The 21,543-nt window shown below is 69.2% G+C and carries 20 protein-coding genes; 13 read left to right on the top strand and 7 right to left on the bottom strand.

Annotated elements, in window-relative coordinates:
* The first annotated feature begins 46 nt into the window (after positions 1–46).
* The 5 genes from A9Z05_RS17510 (at position 47) to A9Z05_RS17490 (ending at position 5,846) form a co-directional block, all read left to right on the top strand.
* Positions 47–619: a flavodoxin family protein gene (locus A9Z05_RS17510; RefSeq protein WP_011546661.1), complete on the top strand. Its 573-nt coding sequence runs from the start codon at positions 47–49 to the stop codon at positions 617–619.
* 178 nt (positions 620–797) lie between these two features.
* Entirely contained in the window at positions 798–1,748 is a 951-nt protein-coding gene (argC, locus tag A9Z05_RS17505) for an N-acetyl-gamma-glutamyl-phosphate reductase (protein WP_069619234.1), read from the top strand.
* A gap of 435 nt (positions 1,749–2,183) precedes the next feature.
* The gene (locus A9Z05_RS17500; protein ID WP_069619233.1) at positions 2,184–3,605 is read left to right on the top strand and encodes a DUF2957 domain-containing protein; all 1,422 of its coding nucleotides are present in this window, start codon (positions 2,184–2,186) and stop codon (positions 3,603–3,605) included.
* Between the two features lie 147 nt (positions 3,606–3,752).
* Positions 3,753–4,994 (top strand): DUF2957 domain-containing protein, encoded by a 1,242-nt coding sequence (locus A9Z05_RS17495; RefSeq protein WP_069619232.1) that lies wholly within the window; start codon positions 3,753–3,755, stop codon positions 4,992–4,994.
* An 18-nt stretch (positions 4,995–5,012) separates the two neighbouring features.
* The gene (locus tag A9Z05_RS17490; RefSeq protein WP_069619231.1) at positions 5,013–5,846 is read left to right on the top strand and encodes an OmpW family protein; all 834 of its coding nucleotides are present in this window, start codon (positions 5,013–5,015) and stop codon (positions 5,844–5,846) included.
* A 184-nt stretch (positions 5,847–6,030) separates the two neighbouring features.
* On the opposite strand, the gene A9Z05_RS17485 is transcribed toward A9Z05_RS17490, so the two are convergent.
* Entirely contained in the window at positions 6,031–6,960 is a 930-nt protein-coding gene (locus tag A9Z05_RS17485; RefSeq protein ID WP_069619230.1) for a LysR family transcriptional regulator, read from the bottom strand.
* 95 nt (positions 6,961–7,055) lie between these two features.
* On the opposite strand from A9Z05_RS17485, the gene A9Z05_RS17480 reads away from it, so the two are divergent.
* Entirely contained in the window at positions 7,056–8,339 is a 1,284-nt protein-coding gene (locus A9Z05_RS17480; protein ID WP_069619229.1) for an MFS transporter, read from the top strand.
* 89 nt (positions 8,340–8,428) lie between these two features.
* Here A9Z05_RS17480 and A9Z05_RS17475 read toward each other — a convergent pair whose 3' ends face one another.
* The 3 genes from A9Z05_RS17475 to A9Z05_RS17465 form a co-directional block, all read right to left on the bottom strand.
* A complete protein-coding gene (locus A9Z05_RS17475; RefSeq protein ID WP_069619228.1) occupies positions 8,429–9,070 on the bottom strand; it encodes a LysE family translocator in 642 nt (213 codons plus the stop codon).
* 74 nt (positions 9,071–9,144) lie between these two features.
* Entirely contained in the window at positions 9,145–10,140 is a 996-nt protein-coding gene (locus A9Z05_RS17470) for an NAD(P)-dependent oxidoreductase (RefSeq protein ID WP_256122020.1), read from the bottom strand.
* Positions 10,141–10,191: 51 nt separating this feature from the next.
* Entirely contained in the window at positions 10,192–10,425 is a 234-nt protein-coding gene (locus A9Z05_RS17465) for a hypothetical protein (protein ID WP_012327737.1), read from the bottom strand.
* 338 nt (positions 10,426–10,763) lie between these two features.
* Here A9Z05_RS17465 and A9Z05_RS17460 point away from each other — a divergent pair, with 338 nt between their 5' ends.
* From A9Z05_RS17460 to A9Z05_RS17445, 4 genes are read left to right on the top strand one after another with little or no spacing between them, the layout of a single operon-like run.
* Positions 10,764–11,969 carry an efflux RND transporter periplasmic adaptor subunit gene (locus A9Z05_RS17460; protein ID WP_069619227.1) on the top strand — a complete coding sequence of 402 codons (1,206 nt, stop codon included), beginning with the start codon at positions 10,764–10,766 and terminating at the stop codon, positions 11,967–11,969.
* A gap of 5 nt (positions 11,970–11,974) precedes the next feature.
* A complete protein-coding gene (locus tag A9Z05_RS17455; RefSeq protein ID WP_069619226.1) occupies positions 11,975–12,673 on the top strand; it encodes an ABC transporter ATP-binding protein in 699 nt (232 codons plus the stop codon).
* Positions 12,674–12,694: 21 nt separating this feature from the next.
* Positions 12,695–13,849: an ABC transporter permease gene (locus A9Z05_RS17450; protein ID WP_069619225.1), complete on the top strand. Its 1,155-nt coding sequence runs from the start codon at positions 12,695–12,697 to the stop codon at positions 13,847–13,849.
* Positions 13,850–13,856: 7 nt separating this feature from the next.
* Positions 13,857–15,023, top strand: coding sequence for an ABC transporter permease (locus A9Z05_RS17445; RefSeq protein WP_069619224.1), 1,167 nt, complete (start codon positions 13,857–13,859; stop codon positions 15,021–15,023).
* Between the two features lie 22 nt (positions 15,024–15,045).
* Here A9Z05_RS17445 and A9Z05_RS17440 read toward each other — a convergent pair whose 3' ends face one another.
* The 3 genes from A9Z05_RS17440 to A9Z05_RS17430 all read right to left on the bottom strand — a co-directional run bounded on the left by A9Z05_RS17440 (position 15,046) and on the right by A9Z05_RS17430 (position 17,893).
* A complete protein-coding gene (locus A9Z05_RS17440) occupies positions 15,046–16,377 on the bottom strand; it encodes a carotenoid oxygenase family protein (RefSeq protein WP_069619223.1) in 1,332 nt (443 codons plus the stop codon).
* Between the two features lie 15 nt (positions 16,378–16,392).
* A complete protein-coding gene (locus A9Z05_RS17435; protein WP_069619222.1) occupies positions 16,393–17,031 on the bottom strand; it encodes a DUF2239 family protein in 639 nt (212 codons plus the stop codon).
* A 130-nt stretch (positions 17,032–17,161) separates the two neighbouring features.
* The gene (locus A9Z05_RS17430; RefSeq protein WP_069619221.1) at positions 17,162–17,893 is read right to left on the bottom strand and encodes a glutathione S-transferase family protein; all 732 of its coding nucleotides are present in this window, start codon (positions 17,891–17,893) and stop codon (positions 17,162–17,164) included.
* A 100-nt stretch (positions 17,894–17,993) separates the two neighbouring features.
* Between A9Z05_RS17430 and A9Z05_RS17425 the strand changes: the two genes are divergently transcribed.
* The 3 genes from A9Z05_RS17425 to A9Z05_RS17415 form a co-directional block, all read left to right on the top strand.
* The gene (locus A9Z05_RS17425; RefSeq protein ID WP_249190666.1) at positions 17,994–18,908 is read left to right on the top strand and encodes a LysR substrate-binding domain-containing protein; all 915 of its coding nucleotides are present in this window, start codon (positions 17,994–17,996) and stop codon (positions 18,906–18,908) included.
* A 210-nt stretch (positions 18,909–19,118) separates the two neighbouring features.
* Positions 19,119–20,459, top strand: a complete 1,341-nt coding sequence (locus A9Z05_RS17420; RefSeq protein WP_069619219.1) for an MFS transporter — start codon at positions 19,119–19,121, stop codon at positions 20,457–20,459.
* A gap of 62 nt (positions 20,460–20,521) precedes the next feature.
* The coding region (locus A9Z05_RS17415; protein ID WP_256122021.1) for an enolase C-terminal domain-like protein at positions 20,522–21,543 on the top strand (1,022 nt) is incomplete at its 3' end.

Genomic DNA, 21,543 nt, shown 5'->3' with positions numbered 1-21,543 from the left:
GCGAGCCGGCGGCCCGCCGTTCCCGTCCCTTTCCGGAGAACGCTTCATGTCGAACATCGTCATCGTCTATCACAGCGGCTACGGTCACACGCAGAAACTGGCCGAAGCCGTGCACGCCGGCGCGCAGGACGCCGGCGCGAACGTGCGCCTGATCGCCGTCGGCGATCTCGACGACGCAGGCTGGGCCGCGCTCGACGCGGCGGACGCGATCGTCTTCGGCGCGCCGACCTACATGGGCGGCCCGTCGGCGCAGTTCAAGCAATTCGCCGATGCCACGTCGAAAGCGTGGTTCACGCAGAAATGGAAAGACAAGATCGCCGCGGGTTTCACGAACTCGGCGACGATGAACGGCGACAAGTTCTCGACGATTCAATACTTCGTCACGCTGGCAATGCAGCATGGGATGGTGTGGGTCGGCACGAGCCTGATGCCGGCGAACTCGAAGGCGGCCACGCGCAACGACATCAACTACCTCGGCGGCTCCACGGGCCTGCTCGCGCAATCGCCGGCCGATGCGACGCCCGACGAGGGGCCGCTGCCGGGCGACCTCGAGACCGGCAAGGCATTCGGCCGGCGCGTCGCCGAAGCGACCGCCCGCTGGGACGCCGGCGCCCGCTGAGCATGCCTCGTCACCGGCCCGCGCGCGTACCGGCGAGCGTCAAAGGGACACAAAGACGGACATGAAGACGGCCCGCCGGCCGTCTTTTTTCGCCGCGCGCGCTGCAGTGCCGCCGGATGACGTCTTAAAATGGCGGTTTCAGGGCGCCGCGGCTCCCGTTTCATTCAGTGAGAGCGAAATGAGCACCAAAGTTTTTGTCGACGGCCAGGAAGGCACGACCGGCCTCAAGATCTTCGAATACCTGTCGGCACGCAGCGACATCGAGATCCTGCGCATCGAGGAAGCGAAGCGCAAGGACGTCGACGAGCGCCGCCGCCTGATCAACGCGTCGGACGTCACGTTTCTGTGCCTGCCGGACGTCGCGTCGCGCGAATCCGCGTCGCTCGTCGAGAACCCGGACACCACGCTGATCGACGCGAGCACCGCGTTCCGCACCAGCGCCGACTGGGCCTACGGCCTGCCCGAGCTGACCCGCGCGCAGCGCGAGAAGATTCGCACGTCGAAGCGCATCGCGGTGCCCGGCTGCCACGCGTCGGCGTTCGTGCTCGCGATGCGTCCGCTCGTCGATGCGGGCATCGTCGCGCCGACGTTCGCCGCGCACAGCTACTCGATCACCGGCTACAGCGGCGGCGGCAAGTCGATGATCGCCGAATACGAAAGCGCCGCGCCGGGCGGCAAGCTCGCGAGCCCGCGCCCGTACGCGCTCGGCCTCGCGCACAAGCACCTGCCGGAAATGGCCGCGCACACGGGCCTCGCGCACGCGCCGATCTTCACGCCGATCGTCGGCCCGTTCCTGAAGGGCCTCGCGGTGACGACCTACTTCACGCCCGAGCAGCTCGCGAAGCGCGCGACGCCGCAGGACGTGCAGCGCGTGTTCGCCGAGTACTACGCGGACGAAGCGTTCGTGCGCGTCGCACCGTTCGATGCGGACGCGAACCTCGACGGCGGCTTCTTCGACGTGCAGGCGAACAACGATACGAACCGTGTCGACCTGTTCGTGTTCGGCAACGCGGAACGCTTCGTCACGGTCGCGCGCCTCGACAACCTCGGCAAGGGCGCGTCGGGCGCCGCGATCCAGTGCATGAACCTCAACATCGGCGCGGCCGAGGACGCGGGCCTCAAACGCTGATTCAACATCGCATGCCATGCAAAGCCGGCCATTGGCCGGCTTTTTATTTGCCCGTATCAGGCAATATATAAAAACACCACCCCGCGTATTTACAAATATTTACAAGCTTTCGATTGCGCGATTACAAGCGGATTAATCCAGCCCCTTCCCGATCCAGTCAATCCCGAATAGGGATAAACCGGATACCGTCGATTTAAACGTCCCGTCATACGCCGGAAGGCGCTACGAGAGAGCGTGCCGAGCGTCGCACATCCCCCACTGAGACAGCTTTCGGCAGCCCGTCCCGCGTTTAAATTCTTACCGTTTTCCTTATTGGGCAAGCATTCAATTCGCAGCTCCCGTTTCAATCGCCTTTTTTAGACGGGTTCATCAATTGACAGCAAAAACCCAGGCAGCGACATTAGCTCGCACAATTAAACGATTGGAGACAGCGGCATGTCGCACACCTTATCGAAGGGGGTGGCAACGGCCTTTGCCATTGCCCCTTTCCTGGTTGCATGTGGTGGGGGGGACTCAGGCGGCGCGCTCGCGCCGATCAACGCGCCCCAATGTTCCGGCTCGAGCTGCGGCACGCAAGGGCAGCCGCCTTCGCAGCCGATCAACGGCGCACTGTGCCCGGCCAACGCGGATATCGTGAAGAGCACGTATCTCGGCGGCGCGGGTAGCGGCGAGATCGTCAGCGTCAACATCGACGCGGTCGCGATGACCTACACGCTCAAGTGGCTCGAATCGCCGATTCCACTGAAGACGGGCACCGTCACGCCGAGCCGCGTCGGCACGACCATCACCGGCAAGGTCATCCATCCGCCGACCGGCACGCTGCCGACCGCCGAGCAGACGCGCTGCGCGTTCGTCCTCACGCCGGGCACGGGCCCCGCGCCGGACGGCTCGACCTATTCGACGGCCGCCGACTTCAACCAGGCGAACCCGCCGATGCTGCTGGTCGGGATGGGCGTCGCGGGCGGCGGCATTCCCGGCGCGACGATCCAGTACGACGGGCTGACGATCATCCCGGGCGTCGTTCAGAACGTGGGCCAGGTGCCGAACCGTCACTTCGACTTCTATCCGTTCCTCGGCTTCGCGAACACGACGACCGATTTGTCGAAACTGCCGGGCACGTACAACGCACTGCTCTACCACCTCGTGCCGTCGGGCAACTACGCGACGAAGGGCTCGAACTCGAGCGAGACGTTCGACGCGAACGGCGCATGCACGTCGAGCGGCTCGGGCGGCTGCCAGACGACCGGCGATCCGTGGAAAACGAGCGCGAAGGGCGGCTACTTCGACAGCACGAAGGCGCCGCAGACGCTGCCGCAGACGCAACTGCCGATCGTCGGCGCGACCGGCAAGTCGGCCAGCGCACACATGGTGATCGGCCAGCTCAACGGCGCGACGGTTCCGGTGATCGTGCGCACGGGCAACGTGAACCTCGGCACGCCGCCGCTGCACGTCGATGCGCAGGTCGACGACGAATCGGGCATCGCGGTGCTCGGTGCGGCGACGGCGATCACGTCGGGCGCGATCGACGGCGGCTACGCGGGCGCGGACTCGAACTTCAAATACACGGCCGCGCTGATCCGCGGCGGCAACGCGTCGTTCATCAATCCGTCCACGCAGGCCGAGGAAGACGGCTTCACGCTCGACTACGGTCAGACGACGCCGGGCCTCCTGAACGCGAAGACCGCCCCGCCGAGCGGCGCGAGCTACCCGTCCGCCTCGGGCGTGGTGATCGCGACGGGCGGGCTGTACGCGGCGCTGATCCAGGGCACGGTGAATGGCGGTGTCACGTCGACGTCGGCGAATGCGACGACGTCGTCGACCCCGTACTTCGGCGTGGGCGCGCAAATCAGCAAGTAGCGATCGAGGACGCGGCGGCCGGCCTGCCGCCGCGTGACGCAGGGAAGGCACGAAGGCGCCCGGCACGGCGCAAGCAAGACGAGCACGACCAACAGAAGCGGCCGACAGGGAGCTGGCCGCCGCACAAGACAAATCTGGAGGAGCAACATGAAGCGCAACCTCGTTCTGGCGGCGGCCTTTGCCGCCCCCCTTCTTTCCGCCTGCGGCGGCGGCAGCGACAACCCGCCGCCGCTCGTCGAAGAGCGGCTTTGCCCCGCCTCGCTCGACTACAACACCGTGTTTACGGGCGGCGCGGGCAGCGGCGAACTCGCGAAAGTCCAGCTCGACACGACCAAGATGACCTGGCAGGTCACCTATGTCGAATCGGCGGTGCCGCAAAAGACCGGCACCGTCACGCCGACCCGCGCGGGCACCGTCGACAGCGGCACGCTCACGCAGGAAACGCTGCTGCCGACCAACAAGCTGAACCAGTGCGCATTTCGCCTGAACGGCGCGAGCCTCGATGCGTCGCGTCCGGCGCGCATCTTCGTCGGCTTCGGCGTCGCGGGCGGCACGATTCCCGGCAAGGAGATCCAGTTCGACGGCGTGCTCGGCCAGGCCGCGGTGCCCGACACGAAATTCCCGTACTACCCGTTCATCGGCTTCTCGTCGATCGAAACCGACATCACGAAGGTCGCGGGCACGTACAGCCACATCGGCTTCGGCGAAGTGCCGTCGCAGAAATTCGGGCCGGCGTCGATCGACGCGAAGGTGACGATCAACGCGGACGGCACGTGGACCAAGTGCGACACGACCGGCCAGTTCGCCGGCGGCGCGTGCACGCAGCAGGGGACGAACTTCGTGCAGTCGGCCGATGGCAGCGGCGCGTTCCAGTCGAACAACTACGCGAGCCAGCTGAAGCCGACGCTGTCGGCCACGCCGCAGGGCAAGGGCTTCATGGTCGTCGGCAAGCTGCGCAACCAGCTCGTGCCGATCCTCGTGCGCACGGGGGTCGCGAACCCGAACCCGACGCCGGACAGCAACGGCGTGCCGGGCCTGACCGCCGACGACGAATCGAGCATCTCGATCCTCGCGCCGCAGACGGCCGTCGCGGCCGGTTCGCAGAACGGCGAATACATCGGCGTCGACAGCCAGTTCGATTACCGGACCACCGCGCTGATCGACAAGCAGGCCACGCTGCTCGATCCGTTCCAGCCGTCGCAGGCGTCGCTCACGAGAGTGCTCGACCTCGACTACACGCAGAAGGTGCCGGGCACGGTCACGACGATCCACACGGGTTCGGGCAGCACGTCGCCGACCGGCAAGTTCATCTTCTCGGGTGGCGTGTTCGGTTTCCTCGACAACGCGGGATCGACGCCGTATTTCACGATCGGCGCATTCGTCCAGTAAGCGGAGGGGAAAGCCGTGATGAAGAAAACCCTTCTCTGCGCGGCGGCCGGCGCCGCCGCCGTGGCGCCGCTCGCCGCGCACGCGCAGAGCGCCGGCAGCAACGTCGTCACGCTGGGCTGGTTCCACATCATGCCGCAGCAGAGCAGCACGCCGATGACGACCCACGTCGCGCCGACGCCGATCAACACGCCGCTGCGGCTGCCGCCGTCGTTCACGTCGGCCGGCACCGGGCTGCACACGAGCGGCGCCGACACGGTGGGCCTGACGGTCAGCCACTTCCTGACCGACCACATCGCGGTCACGTCGGTGGCCGGCGTGCCGCCGGTGTTCAAGGTGTCGGGCCAGGGCACGATCAAGCCGCCGGGCCCGGCCGGCGCGCTCGGCACGCAGAACATCGGGCTGGCCTCGGTCAATCCGATCGTGAAGAGCGTGCGGCAGTGGAGCCCGGCGGTGATCCTGCAGTACTACTTCGGGCAGGCGACCGCGAAGTTCCGGCCGTTCCTCGGCCTCGGCGTGTCGTACAACTGGTTCAGCGACCTGCAGCTCAACACGAACTTCATCAAGCAGACGCAGGACAACCTCGGCGCGATCCTCGCGGCGGGCGCGGGCAAGCCGGGCACGACCTCGGTGGAGGCGAAGGCGTCGTCGTCGTGGCAGCCGGTGTTCAACGCGGGCCTGCAATACAACATGACGGAACACTTCGGGCTGGTCGCGTCGGTGACCTACATCCCGCTGAAGACGACGTCGACGGTGACGATCAAGGCGGCGGACGGCTCGGTGCTCGCCGAATCGAAATCGGACCTGAAGGCAGACCCGATCATCAGCTACGTCGGGATGACGTACAAGTTCTGAGCGCGGCGACCGCCGGCGAATGGCATGCCGCGACACAATCGCAGGCAAAAAAAAGCCCGCCTGATCGGCGGGCTGAATCCATATCAGAGGAGACATGGAGGAGACAGGTGCAATCATAGCGAATCAGTTTCCGCAATGCAACATTTCCGTAGAGAAAATAAGGATTTTCCCTCGAACGCGGCCTCTAGCCCGTCGTGACGGCGCCCGACCCCTTTTCATTCTCCCCGTCGAGCACTTCGCCCAGCGCGTCGCGCAGCAGCGCGACCGGCCGCATCAGGCGGCCCGGCAACGTGCCGTGCACGATCCATACGTTGATCCGCGTTTCCAGCCCCGCCGTTTCCACCACCCTCAGCGCATCGCGATGCGCGCTGCGCGCCAGCGCGTTCGGCGGCGCGATGCCGATGCCGGCACCGCGCGCGACGAGCGACAACTGCAGTTCCGAGCCGAATGCCTCGACCGCGACGTCGAACGGCAACCCGGCCGCGCCGAGCGCACGGCTCAGCGCCGAACGCATCCCGCAGCCGTCCTGGCTCAGCACCCATGGAAAGCCCGACAGCGTGTCGAGCGACAGCGGGCCGTCGGGCAGCGGAAAATCGCGCGCGGCGACGAGCACCGTCGGCTGCGTGGCGAGCAGCGTCGCCGTCAGCGCGTCGGGCAGCGCCGCGCTCGCGGGCACCATCACGGTCGCGACGTCGAGCGCGCCGCGCTCGATGCCCTGCACCAGCGCGGGCGACCAGCCGGCCGTCACGCGCAGCGTGAGGCGCGGAAACGCGTCGCGCAGCCGGTCGACCGGCCGCTCCAGCGCCAGTTCGGACAGAAACGGCGGCACGCCGATGCGCAGCTCGCCCGACGGCTCGCTGTCCGGTGTGCCCGCCGCCAACAGCTCGTCGACCGCGCCAAGCACGTTGCGCGCGAGCGCGTAGACGTCGCGCCCGGCGGCGGTCGGCTTCAGCGGCTTGCTCTGCCGTTCGAGCAACGGCACGCCGAGCAGCGTTTCGAGGTTCTGCACGCGCCGCGTCAGGCCCGGCTGCGTCAGGTGGAGCTTCGCGGCCGCGGCGACCATCGACCCGCTGTCGACGACCGCGACGAACGCCTGGAGATCACGCGTATTCAAAACAAACTCGCATAATCATGTTAGACATATTTCAATTGTCGCATAAACATCGGGCACCTACGATGGGAGTTCCTTCGACCTCCCACTGGTTTGCAATGAACTGCCCTGCCCATCGTTGCTCCGCACCTGCTTCTCCGTCCGTCGCCGCGCCGCCCGCACTGAGCACCGGCATGACGCTGTTCTTCGCCGCGACGGTCGGCGTGATCGTGATGGACCTGTTCGCCGCGCAGCCGTTGACCGGCCCGATCAGCGCGGACCTGCACCTGCCGCCCGGCCTCGCCGGCCTCGTCGCGATGCTGCCGCAGTTCGGCTACGCGGCCGGGCTCGCGTTGCTCGTGCCGCTGGTCGACCTGCTCGAGAACCGCCGCCTGATCGTCGCGACGCTCGCCGTCTGCGCGGCCGCGCTCGCGCTGCCCGCCTTCACGCGGTCGGGGACCGTGTTCCTGCTTGCGACGCTGGTGGCCGGCGCGGCGTCGAGCGTGATCCAGATGCTCGTGCCGATGGCCGCGTCGATGGCGCCCGACGCGCAGCGCGGCCGCGCGGTGGGCAACGTGACGAGCGGGCTGATGCTCGGGATCCTGTTGTCGCGGCCGCTCGCGAGCCTGATCGCGGGATCGGCCGGCTGGCGCGCGTTCTATCTGCTGGCCGCGCTCGCGAACGCGGCGATCGCCGTCGTGCTCGCGCTGCGCCTGCCGGCGCGCACGCCGTCGATCACGGCCAGCTACCGCGCGTTGCTCGCGTCGATGGGACGCCTGCTTGCCGCCGAGCCGGTGCTGCGCCGGCATGCGCTGTCGGCCGCGCTCGCGATGGCCGCGTTCAGCGCGTTCTGGACCGCCGTCGGGCTGCGGCTCGCACAGCCGCCGTTCGCGCTCGATCTGCACGGCATCGCGCTGTTCGCGTTCGCCGGCGCGAGCGGCGCGATCGTCACGCCGCTCGCCGGCCGCGCGGGCGACCGCGGCCACGGCCCGACCGCGCAGCGGCTCGCGCACGGCACGATGCTCGCGGCGCTCGTCGTGCTCGGCGTCGCCGGCGCAGGCTGGTTCGATTTCGATACGCACGCGCATCGCGGCGTCGCGCTCGCGCTGCTGGCCGGCGGCGCGGCGCTGCTCGATGCGGGCGTGATCGTCGACCAGACGATCGGTCGCCGCGCGATCAACCTGCTGAACCCGGCCGCGCGCGGACGCCTGAACGGGCTGTTCGTCGGGCTGTTCTTCGTCGGCGGCGCGCTCGGCGCGGCGCTCGCGGGCAGCGCGTGGGCATGGGGCGGCTGGAGCGCGGTGTGTGGTGTCGGGCTCGCGTTCGCCGGCGCGGCAGCCGTGTTCGGGCTGGCGACCGGACGCGGGGCCGGCGCGGCGGCGCTGGATCGGCCGCGTGCGTGAGCACGCACCGGTGAAGCGGCGCCCAAAAGCCGAACGCCCCGCCCTCTCGCGAGGGACGGGGCGTTCGGTACGCCGGGGTCGGCCGGGAATCAGTGCCGGACCAGCGCCATCATCGCGCCGAAGCCGACGAACAGCCCGCCCGTCAGCCGGTTGAACACCTTCGCGACGCTCTGGCTCTTCAGCGTGGCGCCGATGCGCGTGCCGAACGACGCGTAGACGAGATACCAGCTCACCTCGATCACCGCGAACGTGACGACGAGGATGCCGAACTGCGGCAGCGTCGGCTCGGCCGCGTTGATGAACTGCGGCAGCAGCGCGGCCGCGAACAGGATCGCCTTCGGGTTGCTGCCCGCGACCAGGAAGCCGTTGCGGAACAGTGCGACGCGCGATGCCGATGCCGATGCCGCTTGCGACACCGCATCGACGTCGGCCGCCGGCGCGTCGTCCACCCGTGCGCGCCACGCCTTCACGCCGAGATAGATCAGGTAGGCCGCGCCCGCGAAGCGCAACGCATCGAACGTCGCCGGCCATGCCTCGAGCACCGCGCCGAGCCCGGCCGCGGAAACCGCGAGCATCAGCACCAGCGCGCTCAGGCAGCCGGCCATCGTCGCGGACGAGCGCCGCAGCCCGTGGCGCGCGCCGTGCGTCATCACGAGCAGCATGTTCGGGCCCGGAATCGCCGACACGACGAACACCGTCGCCACGAAAAGCCACCACGTATGCAAGTTCATGACTGCCTCTGCCTGAAATAAATGTAGGGAAAACGGACTGTCGATTATGCCGTGCGCAGCGCGCTTCTGGCGCGTCAGCGGCCGGCGCGGCGCAGCGCGGCCTCGCCGAGCACCGCGAAATCCTGGTCGCCGCCGCCGTGCGCGAGCGCGTCGAGCAGGCTGTCGCGCACGACGCTCGCCACCGGCAGCGGCACCGACGTCGCGTCGCCCGCCTCCAGCGCGAGCCGGACGTCCTTCAGCCCGAGCCGCGCCTTGAAGCGCGCGGGCTCGTAGCGCCGCTCGGCGATCATCGCGCCGTAGCCTTCGTAGACGGGCCCCGGAAACACGCTGCTGGTGATCACGTCGAGGAAATCGCGCATCGCGACGCCGTGCGCGCCGAGCAGCGCGGACGCCTCGCCGAGCGTCTCGATCGCCGACGCGAGCGTGAAGTTCGCGGCGATCTTGGCGACGTTCGCATGCTGCGGCAGCGAGCCGAACCGCCAGGTCTTCTGGCCGATCGCATCGAACAGCGGCTGCACGCGGTCGATCGCCTCGGCCGGGCCGCCGGCCATGATCGTCAGGCGCGCGGCGGCCGCGACGTCGGGCCGCCCCATCACCGGCGCGGCGACATAGTCGATGCCGCGCGACGCATGCGCGTGCGCGAGCGATTCGGCGAGCGCGACCGACACCGTCGCCATGTTCACGTGGATCAGCCCGCGCGGCGCCTGGGCCAGCAGCGCGTCGTCGAACACCGCGCGCGCGGCCGCATCGTCGCCGAGCATCGAGAACACCGCATCGCCGCGAAACGCGTCGGCCGGCGTGTCGACGATCCGCGCGCCGAATGCCGCGAGCGGCTCGGCCCGCTCGCGCGACCGGTTCCAGACCCGCACCGTGTGGCCCGCCTTCAGCAGGTTCGTCGCGATCGCCTGCCCCATTTCGCCCAGCCCGATAAACCCGAGATCCATGTCCCGCTCCTTCGCTCCGTGAAGCCGCGAGTTAAACACAGATGCCGGCGCGCTGCAGCGCCTGCCGCCGGCCGGGCGCGGTGCGCACCGGCGCCAGAAAAAACAAAACCCCGCATGCCGGAGCATGCGGGGTTGGCCGACCGATGACCGGCAACGCCGGCCGTGGCCGCGAGCCGCTTAGTTCTGCGTGCCTGCGTCGTTCGTGCCGGCTGCCGATGCGGCTGCCGCCTTCGCCTGGCCCTTCTTCGAACCGTGGTGCTTCAGCTGGTGCTTCGGCTTGCTGTGATCCTTCTTGGCCGGTGCCGAAGCGGCGGCCGACGTGTCGGCTGCCGGCGCGGACGCCTGTGCGAATGCCGAAACCGATGCGAGAGCGAATGCTGCGGCGATGATCGAAGCGAGCGTCTTCTTCATTGTTCTTCCTTTAGCGGAGAAAAAATCAAACGTACCGGTAATGAGAGATGCGAGGCATTCGCACCGGAGCCCCAGGCCGCGAGGCCGGCTTTCGCCGTTCCGTCGCGACAAAACCTGGCGCACTCGTTCCATAACGCACCGCGTTCGCCGCAAGTTGACACGTTGCCTGCATCCTCGGGTTTCCCCGGGGGGGCGGCCGCGTCGGCCGCCGCCGCGCGGCGCCGCAAACCGGCTCGCGCGGCGCCGGAGCGACGCTTATACTGGCGTCCATCCGTCCCTTTCCCCGGAAACCGGGTCGCGGCCGGTCGCACGACCGCCGCCGTCTCGAGGCGCTCAAATTGCCCGATCACAATCTGGACAAACTGAAAATCGACCGGCGTCCGATCGCCCCGGCGCCACGCCGGCGTCGCTGGGCGCGCTATGCGGTCGCCGCCGCGCTCGTCGTCATCGCGATCGTCGCCGGCCTCGCGCTCACCGGCCGGCCGACCGTCGACACCACGTCCGTCACGTCCGCCTACCCGTACCAGAACGACACGCAGCTCAATGCGACCGGCTATGTCGTGCCGCAGCGCAAGGCCGCGGTCGCGTCGAAGGGCCAGGGGCGCGTCGAGTGGCTCGGCGTGCTCGAAGGCACGCGCGTGAAGCAGGACGAGATCATCGCGCGGCTCGAAAGCAGCGACGTGCAGGCGTCGCTCGCCCAGGCGCGCGCGCAGGTGCAGGTGTCCCGCGCGAACCTCGGCGTCGCGCAGGCCGAACTGAAGGACGCCGAAATCGCGCTGCGCCGCACCGCCGCGCTCGCGCCGAAGGGCGCGGTACCGGCCGCGCAGCTCGACACCGACACGGCGCGCGTGAACAAGGCGCGCGCGACGCTCAACAGCGACCAGGCCGCGATCGCGTCGGCCGAAGCGAACGCGCAGGCCGCGCAGGTGGCGGTCGACCAGACGGTGATCCGCGCGCCGTTCGACGGCATCGTGCTCGCGAAGCACGCGAACGTCGGCGACAACATCACGCCGTTCTCGTCCGCGTCGGACAGCAAGGGCGCGGTCGTGACGATCGCCGACATGGAGACGCTCGAGGTCGAGGCCGACGTCGCCGAATCGAACATCGCGAAGATCCGCGCCGAGCAGCCGTGCGAGATCCAGCTCGACGCGCTGCCCGACATGCGCTTCGCCGGCCGCGTGTCGCGCATCGTGCCGACCGTCGACCGCTCGAAGGCCACCGTGCTCGTGAAGGTGCGCTTCGTCGACCGCGACGAGCGCGTGCTGCCCGACATGAGCGCGAAGATCGCGTTCCTGTCGAAGCCCGCGTCGCCGCAGGACCGGCAGCCGGTGACGGCCGTGCAGGCGAGCGCGGTGGTCGAGCGCGACGGCCGGCCGGTCGTGTTCGTCGTGAAGGACGACGCCGTGCATGCGGTGGCCGTGACGAAGGGCGCGCGGATCGGCGAGCTCGTCGCGGTGCGCGGCGTGAAAGCCGGCGACACGGTCGTGCTCGCGCCGGGCGCGAAGCTGAAGGACGGCGCGAAAGTGGCCGTCGCGAAGAAGTAGCGCGCGTGAACGACGCCCGGCCGCCCCTCGTCGAGCTCAGCCACGTCGCGAAGTCGTACCGGCGCGGCAACCAGGTCGTGCCCGTGCTGACCGACATCACGCTCGACATCGGCGAAGGCGACTTCGTCGCGCTGATGGGGCCGTCGGGCTCCGGCAAGAGCACGCTGCTGAACCTCGTGGCCGGCATCGACCGGCCCGACAGCGGCGAGCTGCGCGTCGGCGGCCTCGACATCTCGCAACTCGCCGAGGCGCAACTGGCCGAATGGCGCGCGGCGAACGTCGGCTTCATCTTCCAGTTCTACAACCTGATGCCCGTGCTCACCGCGTTCGAGAATGTCGAGCTGCCGCTGATGCTCACGCACCTGTCGCGCCGCGAGCGACGCGAACGCGTCGAGCTCGTGCTCGACATGGTGAATCTCGGCGATCGCACGAGCCACTACCCGTCCGAGCTGTCGGGCGGCCAGCAGCAGCGCGTCGCGATCGCGCGCGCGCTGATCACCGATCCGGTACTGATCGTCGCCGACGAGCCGACCGGCGACCTCGACCGCGCATCGGCCACCGACGTGCTCGCGATGCTGCAGCGGATGAACGCCGAGCTCGGCAAGACGATCATCATGGTGACGCACGACGCGCACGCGGCCGGCGCCGCGCGCTCGCTCGTCCATCTGGAAAAAGGGGAACTGATCGATGGGCACGCCGGCTGACCGGCAGCGGGGGCGCGCGCCGTGTACGTGCTGAAGCTGATCGCCCGCAACGCGCTGCGGCACCGGCTGCGCACGCTGCTGACCGTGCTCGGGCTCACGATCGCCGTGCTCGCGTTCGGGTTGCTGCACACTGTCGTCGACGCGTGGTACGCGGGCGCGGCGGCCGCGTCCAGCGGGCGGCTCGTCACGCGCAACGCGATCTCGCTGGTGTTTCCGCTGCCGGTCAGCTACGAGAACCGCATTCGCGGCGTCGACGGCGTGACGGCCGTGGTCCGCTCGAACTGGTTCGGCGGCATCTACCGCGACCCGAAGAACTTCTTCGCGAGCTTCGCGGTGTCGGAGAACTATCTCGACCTGTATCCGGAATTCATCCTGCCGGCACAGCAGCGCGCCGACTACGACCGCGACCGCCGCGGCTGCCTCGTCGGCCGCCAGCTCGCGACGCAGTTCGGCTTCAAGGTCGGCGACGTGATTCCGCTGAAGGGCACGATCTACCCGGGCACGTGGGACTTCGTCGTGCGCGGGATCCTCGACGGCCGCGACGATTCGACGATCACGCGTCAACTGGTGTTCCACTGGGATTACCTGAACGAGACGGTGCGCAAGCGCACGCCGAAGCAGGCCGACCAGGTCGGCGTGTTCGTGCTCGGCGTCGCGAACCCCGACGATGGCGCGTCGATCGCGCGCAACGTCGACGCGGTATTCAAGAACTCGCTCGCCGAAACGCTGACCGAGACCGAGCAGGCGTTCCAGCTCGGCTTCGTCGCGATGTCGAACCAGATCATCGCGGCGATCCGCCTCGTGTCGTACGTGGTGATCCTGATCATCATGGCCGTGATGGCCAACGCGATGGCGATGAGCGCGCGCGAACGCACGGCCGAATACGCGACGCTGAAGGCGCTCGGCTTCGGCCCCGGGTTCCTCGCGCTGATCGTGTTCGGCGAATCGGTCGTGATCGCGGTGATCGGCGGCGGGCTCGGGATTCTCGCGACGCCGCCCGCCGCGAGCCTGTTCAAGCAGGCGGCGGGCGGCATCTTCCCGGTATTCAAGGTGTCGACCGAAACCGTCGTGCTGCAGGCCGCGTGTTCGGTCGCGGTCGGCCTCGCGGCCGCGCTCGTGCCGGCGTGGCAGGCCGCGCGCGTGCGCGTGGTCGAAGGCCTGCGGGCGATCGGGTAAGACGCGCATGGCGATCCCGCTCACCTACATCGCACGCAATCTGTGGACCCGGCGCCTCACCACCGCGCTCACCGCCGGCGGGATGGCGCTCGTGATCTTCGTGTTCGCGACGGTGCAGATGCTCGATGCGGGCCTCACGAAAACGCTCGTGTCGACCGGCGAACCCGACAACGCGGTGGTTATCCGCAAGGGCGCCGAGACCGAGATCCAGAGTTCGATCGACCATCAGCAGGCCAACGCGCTCGAGATGCACCCGGCCGTCGCGCTCGGCCCGGACGGACGGCCGCTCGTGTCGAAGGAGGCCGTGGTGCTGATCTCGCTCGTCAAAACGTCGACCGGCAAGCCGTCGAACGTCGTGATCCGCGGCGTGTCGCCGGCCGGCCTCGCGCTGCGGCCGCACGTGAAGCTCGTGGCCGGCCGCCCGTTCGCACCCGGCTCGTCGGAGATCGTCGTCGGCAGCGCGATCGCGAAAGGCTTCAGCGGCACGCAGCTCGGCGACAGCCTGCACTTCGCGCAGCGCGACTGGACCATCGTCGGCATCTTCGACGCGGGCGGCAGCGGCTTCGATTCGGAGATCTGGGGCGACGTCGACCAGCTGATGCAGTCGTTCCGCCGCACCAGCTATTCGTCGATGGTGCTGCGCATCCCGAGCGCCGACGGATTCGCGCGCTTCAAGGCCGACATCGACGTCGACCCGCGGCTGACCGACGAGGCGAAGCGCGAGCAGACCTTCTACGGCGACCAGTCGAAGGCGCTGTCGACGTTCATCAACATCCTCGGCATCACGCTGTCGACGATCTTCTCGATCGCCGCGATGATCGGCGCGATGATCACGATGTATGCGTCGGTCGCGAACCGCGTGGCCGAGATCGGCACGTTGCGCGCGCTCGGCTTCAAGCGCACCAACGTGCTCGCCGCATTCCTGCTGGAGGCGCTGCTGCTCGGCTTCGTCGGCGGCGTCGCGGGGCTCGCGTGCGCGTCGCTGATGCAGTTCGCGTCGTTCTCGACGACCAACTTCCAGACCTTCTCGGACCTGTCGTTCCGCTTCGTGCTGACGCCCGCGATCGTCGTGAAGACGCTCCTGTTCTCGCTCGTGATGGGGCTCGTCGGCGGGTTCCTGCCGGCGATGCGCGCCGCGCGGCTGAAAATCGTCGACGCGCTGCGCGCGCAGTGACGCGCACCGCCGACGCACACGTTCAACGTTCGCGCGGCACCCACGCGCCGTGGAACCCGGCCGGCACGCGGCGCGGCAGGTGCACGGTCGCGACCGGCCCCGCGTCGATCGCGCGCGCATCGAGGATCACGACGTCGCTCGTATCCGTCGCCGCGCGGTAGACCATCACGAGCAGCCAGCCGTCGTCCTCGTCCGCGCCGCCCGGGCGCGGCACGAACACCGGCTCGCCGTTCTGGTCGCCGGCCGGCACCACGTAGTGCATCGTCGTGCCGCGCACATGGTCGAAGCGCATCACGCCGCGCATTTCCGCGTTATTCGGCTGCTCGGCCGCATACAGATAGCGATAGCGGCGCCCGGTCCGGCTTTCGTTGATGCGCGGCAGCTCGATGCCGCCTTCGGCGAGCGGCCCTTCGTCGATCAGGCCGTTCGCGGTGTCGATCACGTAACGCCACAGCTCGCCGACCGGGTTGTCGGCGAAGCGGCCCGTGCGCGCGTCGAGCCGCAGGAACGACGGATAGCGCACCGCATCGAGCACGATGCACGACGCGTCGCAGTCGTACGCGTTCACGACGTGCTGGATGAAGCACGGCTCGACGCCGAACCAGCGCACGTCGCCGCCGTGGCGCGGCAGCACGCCGATGCGCGCGGGCCGGTCGTCGTGCCAGCGCAGCGGCATCCGGTGGCCCTGCTTCAGCAGCGAGAAGTCGTAGCCGACGTTCAGATCGAGCAGCAGGCTGCGGGTTTCGGTGATCGCGAGGTCGTGCATCATCGACGGCGCGCCCAGCTCGATCTCGAGATCGACGCGCGGCACGCCGTGCGCATCCGCGACGCCGTAGCGCAGCCACGGTGCGCGCCAGTCCGCGCGGAACAGGATCAGCTCGCCGGTTACCGGGTCGACCTTCGGATGCGCGGTCATCGCTCCGTCGAAGCCCGCGTGCCGCGCCGGCACGCCGAACGAATCGAGCGCGGCGGTGATCGCGAGCGGCGCGCCGCCCTCGGCCAGCGCGAGCAGTTCGCCCGCATGCTGCAGCACGTTCACGTTCGGATTGGTGTCGGGAAGATGCGGCACTTGCCCCGGTGCGTGGACGGCAGCCCAGCGCCGCGTGCGCGCCCAGCGGTTCCGGTAGCCGGCCGCGCGGCCGCCGTCGAACGCGATCGCATGCAGCATCGCGGCCTCCGGCCACCACGACAGCACGTCGTTGCCTTCGAAGCGGCCGCCCGGCGGGTTCGGGCCGTTGCGCAGCAACGCGCCGTCGAGTTCGCGCGGAATGGCGCCCGTCACGCGCAGGTCGACGAGGTCGACTTCGTCGGCGACCGGCGCGAGCGCGCCGCGGTTCAGGTCGAATACGGTCATCGCGTCGGCGCTCCGTCAGCAGTCGTCGGCGGCCGGCGGCAGGTCGCCGCGCGCCAGCGCGAGCGCATGATCGCGCACGTCGTCCGGCCAGCCGGCGATCAGCTCGGCCAGCCGCGCCGGATCGTTCGCATACAGCGCCCGCGCGGCTTCCTCGAAACCGGGCAGGTCGCCCGCCATCGCCGACATGAAGTGGTACGCGCGCGCCTGCGCGTCGCGGTGCCGGTCGGCTGCCGCATGCGTGCGTCGCGCGTCCTCGACGAGCTTGCGCAGCGCGACCGACGCGCCGCCCGGCTGCGCGCCGAGCCATTCCCAGTGACGCGGCAGCAGCGTGACCTCGCGCGACACCACGCCGAGCTTCGGCCGGCCTCGGCCGCGCTGTTCGCCTGCGCCTGCGCCTGCACCTGCCGGCTCGCCGGCGCCGCCGGATGCGTCGCCCGACGGCGCCGCATAGCGCGCGCGGATGTCGTCCGCCGTGCCGCGCAGGTCGAGGTCGATCGAGCGGCCCGTCGCGTCGTTGAAGATCAGGATCGTGCCGGGCGTCGCGTCGCCGGCCGCCTGCCGGACCGCGAGCGCGACCGTCGCAAGCGGGCCCGACGCGAGCCGCCGATGGCCGTCGAAGGCCGTGTAAGAAGGAAGGAGCGTGGAAGAGGTCATCGTGGTCGCCCGCGGGCTGGAATCGGAATGGCGCTATTTTTATCCGGGTATTAATTGAATGTCAATATTATCCGGGTAAAAAAATCGTCGTTACCGAATTCCATCCTGCGGGGGCGACCGCGGTGGCCGATCAGATCGCCCGCGCCGGCGCCACGATGCCGCGCGCGCTGGCCAGCGCGTCGTCGAGCGACACATGCCCTTCGAACGCCGACGACGCCGGCGGCGGCAGGTTCTCCTCGATCGCGTGCGCGAACTGCACACCGGCATCGTCGGCGAGCCGCGCGCGCAGCGCGGCGACGCGCGGGAACGCATCGCGCTCGAACACCGCGTGATAGTCGGCCCAGCGCGCGATTCCCGTGAAGTACGCGTCGGCCAGCGTGCGCCGTGCGCCCAGCAGCCACGGCCCTTCGCCACGCTCGAGCAGCGCTTCGAGCTGCCGGTGCGCCTTCAGCACCTTGCCGCGGCCGTACGCCTGCAGCGCCGCCTTCTCGCTGCCTTCGGCGCCGTGTTCGTACACGTACCAGAGCGCGCCGAACGCGCTGAAGAACGTCGTGTTCAGCCACGCCAGCATCCGGTTCAGCCGGTCGAAATCCGCGCTGCCCTGGCGAAACGCGAGGCCGCTGTCGAGCGCCTGCGCGCCGATATGGCCGAGGATCGCGATGCTTTCGGTCAGCACGTCGCCGGCCGCGGTGACGAACGCCGGCGTCTCGGCGACGGGGTTCAGTGCGACGAAGGCGTCGCTCGTCACGGCGCCCGGCATCGTGATGCGCGACAGCCGGTACGGGCGGCCGGTCCATTCGAGCGCGACGATCGAGCCGAACGAGCAGCCGGCGGGAATACCGTAGAGAAGGATCGGAGACATCGGGGAATTCCGCGGAAGTTGAACGAGCAGTCATGCTCCCACGGCGAACGATGGCGCAGTAGCCGATAAAATCGAAACCCGTCGTTTCTCCATATGGACGCTGGAAGTGAATCTGAACGATCTCTACCTGTTCGTGCAGGCGGTGGATGCCGGCAGCATGTCGGCGGCCGCGCGCCGGCTCGACCTGCCGAAATCGACGGTCAGCAAGCGCGTGGCCGAACTCGAGCGCACGCTCGGCGCGCGGCTCGTGCATCGCACGTCGCGCAGCTTCCGGCTCACGCCGGTCGGCGCCGAATTCTTCGAGCATGCGCGCGCGGCCGTGATCGAGGCCGACAGCGCGCGCGACGCGGTGCTGCGGCAAACCGCCGAGCCGGCCGGCGTCGTGCGGATCACGAGCTCGGTGCCGGTCGCGCAGCACATCCTCGCGCCGTGCCTGCCGGCGCTGGCGATCGCGCATCCGAAGCTGCTGCTGCAGATCCATGCGAGCGACCGCCTCGTCGACATCGCGCAGGAAGGCTTCGACATCGCGGTGCGCAGCCATTTCGCGCCGCTGCCCGATTCCGCGCTCGTGCAACGGCCGCTCGCGGCGTCGCCGATCGTCGTCGTGGCAGCGCCGGCCTATCTCGCGCGGGCCGGCACGCCCGACACGCCGGCCGATCTCGCGCAGCATGACGGGCTCCACCCGGGCACGCAGCCATGGCGGCTGCAGCGCGGCGGCGATACCGTCGACGTGACGCCGCGCCTGCGGCTGCAGGCCGACGAATCGACGCTGTTGCTGCAGGCGGCGGCCGCCGGCCTTGGCCTCGCGTGCCTGCCCGACTGGATCGCCGATACCGGGCTCGCGTCCGGCGCGCTCGTGCGCGTGCTGCCCGGTTGGCGCGCCGGCACCGTCACGACGACGCTGCTGATGCCGCACCGGCGCGGCCAGTTGCCCGGCGTACGCGCCGCCGTCGAGTTTCTCGCGCAGCACGTGGCGCGCCATCACGGCAGCGGCGCGGACGACGCGCGCGCGTGACCGCGCCCTTCATCGATCGATTCAAATGCTGAATCGATCAAGTCAGCAATTGGCATGAAAGCGCAAATACCGACATGACAGAATGGCCCGGACGCCCTGCCCGCCTCGGCGTCCGGTGCCCGGCCTCCGCCGGCGGCATCCACACATTACGCGCGCACCCGACGCGCCTGCCGCACGACGGCGCCTTCCGCCCTTCGGAGGAGACAGGTCATGAATCCGCTTCACGCATTGCCGGCGTCCGCGTCGGCAACGGCCCGGCGCACCCGCGTGCGCTGGCTGGTGCTGGCCGTGCTGTTCGCGGTCACGACGATCAACTATGCGGATCGCGCGGCGATCGCGATCGCGGGCCCGAGCCTCGCCCGCGCGCTGCACCTGAGCCACGTGCAGATGGGCTTCATCTTTTCCGCGTTCGGCTGGTCGTACGTGATCGCGCAATTGCCGGGTGGCTGGCTGCTCGACCGCTTCGGGTCGCGGATCGTCTACGCATTCAGCATCTTCTTCTGGTCGCTGTTCACGCTGCTGCAGGGCGGGATCGGCTTCTTCGGCGGCGCGGCGGCGTTCGCGCTGCTGTTCGGGCTGCGCTTCCTGGTCGGCGCGGCCGAGGCGCCGTCGTTCCCGGCCAACAGCCGGATCGTGTCCGCGTGGTTCCCGGCCGCCGAACGCGGCACCGCGTCGGCGATCTTCAACGCCGCGCAATACGCGGCGACCGTCGTGTTCGCGCCGCTGATGGGCTGGCTCGTGCACGCGTTCGGCTGGCAGTCGGTGTTCGCGGTGATGGGCGTGCTCGGCTTCGCGTTCGTGCTGGTGTGGAACCGCACGATGTACGACCCGAAGGCGCACCCGACCATCAACCGCGCTGAACTCGACTACCTCGCCGAAGGCGGTGCGCTCGTCAACATCGATCAGGCGACGGGCGCACGCGCCGACGGCCCGTCGATGCGTCACGTGAAGGCGCTGCTGAGAAACCGGATGCTGGTCGGCGTGTACGTCGCGCAGTACTGCATCAACGCGCTCACCTACTTCTTCATCACGTGGTTTCCCGTCTATCTCGTGCAGGCGCGCGGGATGTCGATCCTCAACGCGGGGCTCGTCGCGTCGATCCCGGCCGTGTGCGGGTTCCTCGGCGGAATTCTCGGCGGCGTCGTGTCCGATGCGCTGCTCAAGCAGGGCCGGTCGCTGTCGGTCGCGCGCAAGGTGCCGATCGTGATCGGCATGCTGCTGTCGATGTCGATGATCGTCTGCAACTACACGGATTCGCACGTGCTCGTCGTGCTGTTCATGGCGCTGTCGTTCTTCGGCAAGGGGCTCGGCGCGCTCGGCTGGGCCGTCAACGCCGACACCGCGCCGCGCCAGATCGCCGGCCTGAGCGGCGCGCTGCTCAACACGTGCGGCAATCTTTCCAGCATCACGACGCCGATCGCGATCGGCTATATCGTCGACCGCAGCGGCTCGTTCAACGGCGCGCTCGTCTATGTCGTCGCGCATGCGCTCGTCGCCGTGATCTGCTACCTGTTCGTCGTCGGCGAGATCCGCCGCGTCGAGCTTCAATGAACGGCGCGGGCCGCGCCGGCGCGTCCGGCGGCCCGCACGCCACCGGAACCAGGAGCGAACCGATGTCCGAACCCAGCCGTGCCGGCACCCCGCGCGTCACGCGCATGCAGGTGATTCCCGTCGCCGGCCGCGACAGCATGCTGCTCAACCTGTGCGGCGCGCACGCGCCGTACTTCACGCGCAACCTCGTGATCCTCGACGACAGCAGCGGGCACACGGGCGTCGGCGAAGTGCCGGGCGGCGAAGGCATCCGCCAGGCGCTCGAACGCATGACGGATCTCGTGGTCGGCCAGTCGATCGGGCGCTACCAGGCGACGCTCAACGCGGTGCGCGCGGCGCTGTCCGGCGCGGGCGCCGGTGCCGGCCGCACGATCCGCCATGAAGTGACGTCTGCCGGCGAGGCGGCCGTGCTGCGCCAGCCACATGAAATCAACCTGCGGCTCGACAACGTGATCACGGCGATCGAAGCCGCGCTGCTCGACCTGCTCGGCCAGCACCTCGACGTGCCGGTCGCGGCGCTGCTCGGCGAAGGCCAGCAGCGCGATGCGGTACCGATGCTCGCGTACCTGTTCTATCTCGGCGACCGACGTCGCACCGATTTGCCGTATCGCGACGACGCTCACGCATCGGATGCCTGGTTCCGGCTACGCAACGAGACGGCGCTGACGCCGGCCGCGATCGCGCGACAGGCCGAAGCCGCGGTCGAACGCTACGGTTTCGCCGATTTCAAGCTGAAGGGTGGCGTGATGGCCGGCGCCGACGAGATGGAGGCGATCGCGGCGATCAAGGCGCGCTTTCCCGACGCGCGCACGACGCTCGACCCGAACGGCGCGTGGTCGCTCGACGAGGCCGTCGCACTGTGCCGCGGGCAAGGCCACCTGCTCGCGTACGCGGAAGATCCGTGCGGGCCGGAAGGCGGCTATTCGGGCCGCGAGGTGATGGCCGAATTCCGCCGCGCGACGGGGATCCCGACCGCGACCAACATGATCGCGACCGACTGGCGGCAAATGGATCATGCGGTGCGGCTGCAGGCGGTCGACATTCCGCTCGCCGATCCGCATTTCTGGACGATGCAGGGCTCGGT

The organism is Burkholderia sp. A2 (genome assembly GCF_001729305.1).
GTDB lineage: Bacteria > Pseudomonadota > Gammaproteobacteria > Burkholderiales > Burkholderiaceae > Burkholderia > Burkholderia sola.
The sequence above is the reverse complement of the archived record's forward strand: the minus strand, read 5'-3'. Positions and strand labels throughout refer to the sequence as shown.

Coding starts and splice junctions, on each gene's coding strand:
- argC (WP_069619234.1), top strand. CDS start 798: ATGAGCACCAAAGTTTTTGTCGACGGCCAGGAAGGCACGACCGGCCTC.
- A9Z05_RS17445 (WP_069619224.1), top strand. CDS start 13,857: ATGGCGATCCCGCTCACCTACATCGCACGCAATCTGTGGACCCGGCGC.
- A9Z05_RS17490 (WP_069619231.1), top strand. CDS start 5,013: ATGAAGAAAACCCTTCTCTGCGCGGCGGCCGGCGCCGCCGCCGTGGCG.
- A9Z05_RS17440 (WP_069619223.1), bottom strand. CDS start 16,377: ATGACCGTATTCGACCTGAACCGCGGCGCGCTCGCGCCGGTCGCCGAC.
- A9Z05_RS17470 (WP_256122020.1), bottom strand. CDS start 10,140: ATGCTCCGGCATGCGGGGTTTTGTTTTTTCTGGCGCCGGTGCGCACCG.
- A9Z05_RS17480 (WP_069619229.1), top strand. CDS start 7,056: ATGAACTGCCCTGCCCATCGTTGCTCCGCACCTGCTTCTCCGTCCGTC.
- A9Z05_RS17435 (WP_069619222.1), bottom strand. CDS start 17,031: ATGACCTCTTCCACGCTCCTTCCTTCTTACACGGCCTTCGACGGCCAT.
- A9Z05_RS17430 (WP_069619221.1), bottom strand. CDS start 17,893: ATGTCTCCGATCCTTCTCTACGGTATTCCCGCCGGCTGCTCGTTCGGC.
- A9Z05_RS17475 (WP_069619228.1), bottom strand. CDS start 9,070: ATGAACTTGCATACGTGGTGGCTTTTCGTGGCGACGGTGTTCGTCGTG.
- A9Z05_RS17500 (WP_069619233.1), top strand. CDS start 2,184: ATGTCGCACACCTTATCGAAGGGGGTGGCAACGGCCTTTGCCATTGCC.
- A9Z05_RS17420 (WP_069619219.1), top strand. CDS start 19,119: ATGAATCCGCTTCACGCATTGCCGGCGTCCGCGTCGGCAACGGCCCGG.
- A9Z05_RS17495 (WP_069619232.1), top strand. CDS start 3,753: ATGAAGCGCAACCTCGTTCTGGCGGCGGCCTTTGCCGCCCCCCTTCTT.
- A9Z05_RS17465 (WP_012327737.1), bottom strand. CDS start 10,425: ATGAAGAAGACGCTCGCTTCGATCATCGCCGCAGCATTCGCTCTCGCA.
- A9Z05_RS17510 (WP_011546661.1), top strand. CDS start 47: ATGTCGAACATCGTCATCGTCTATCACAGCGGCTACGGTCACACGCAG.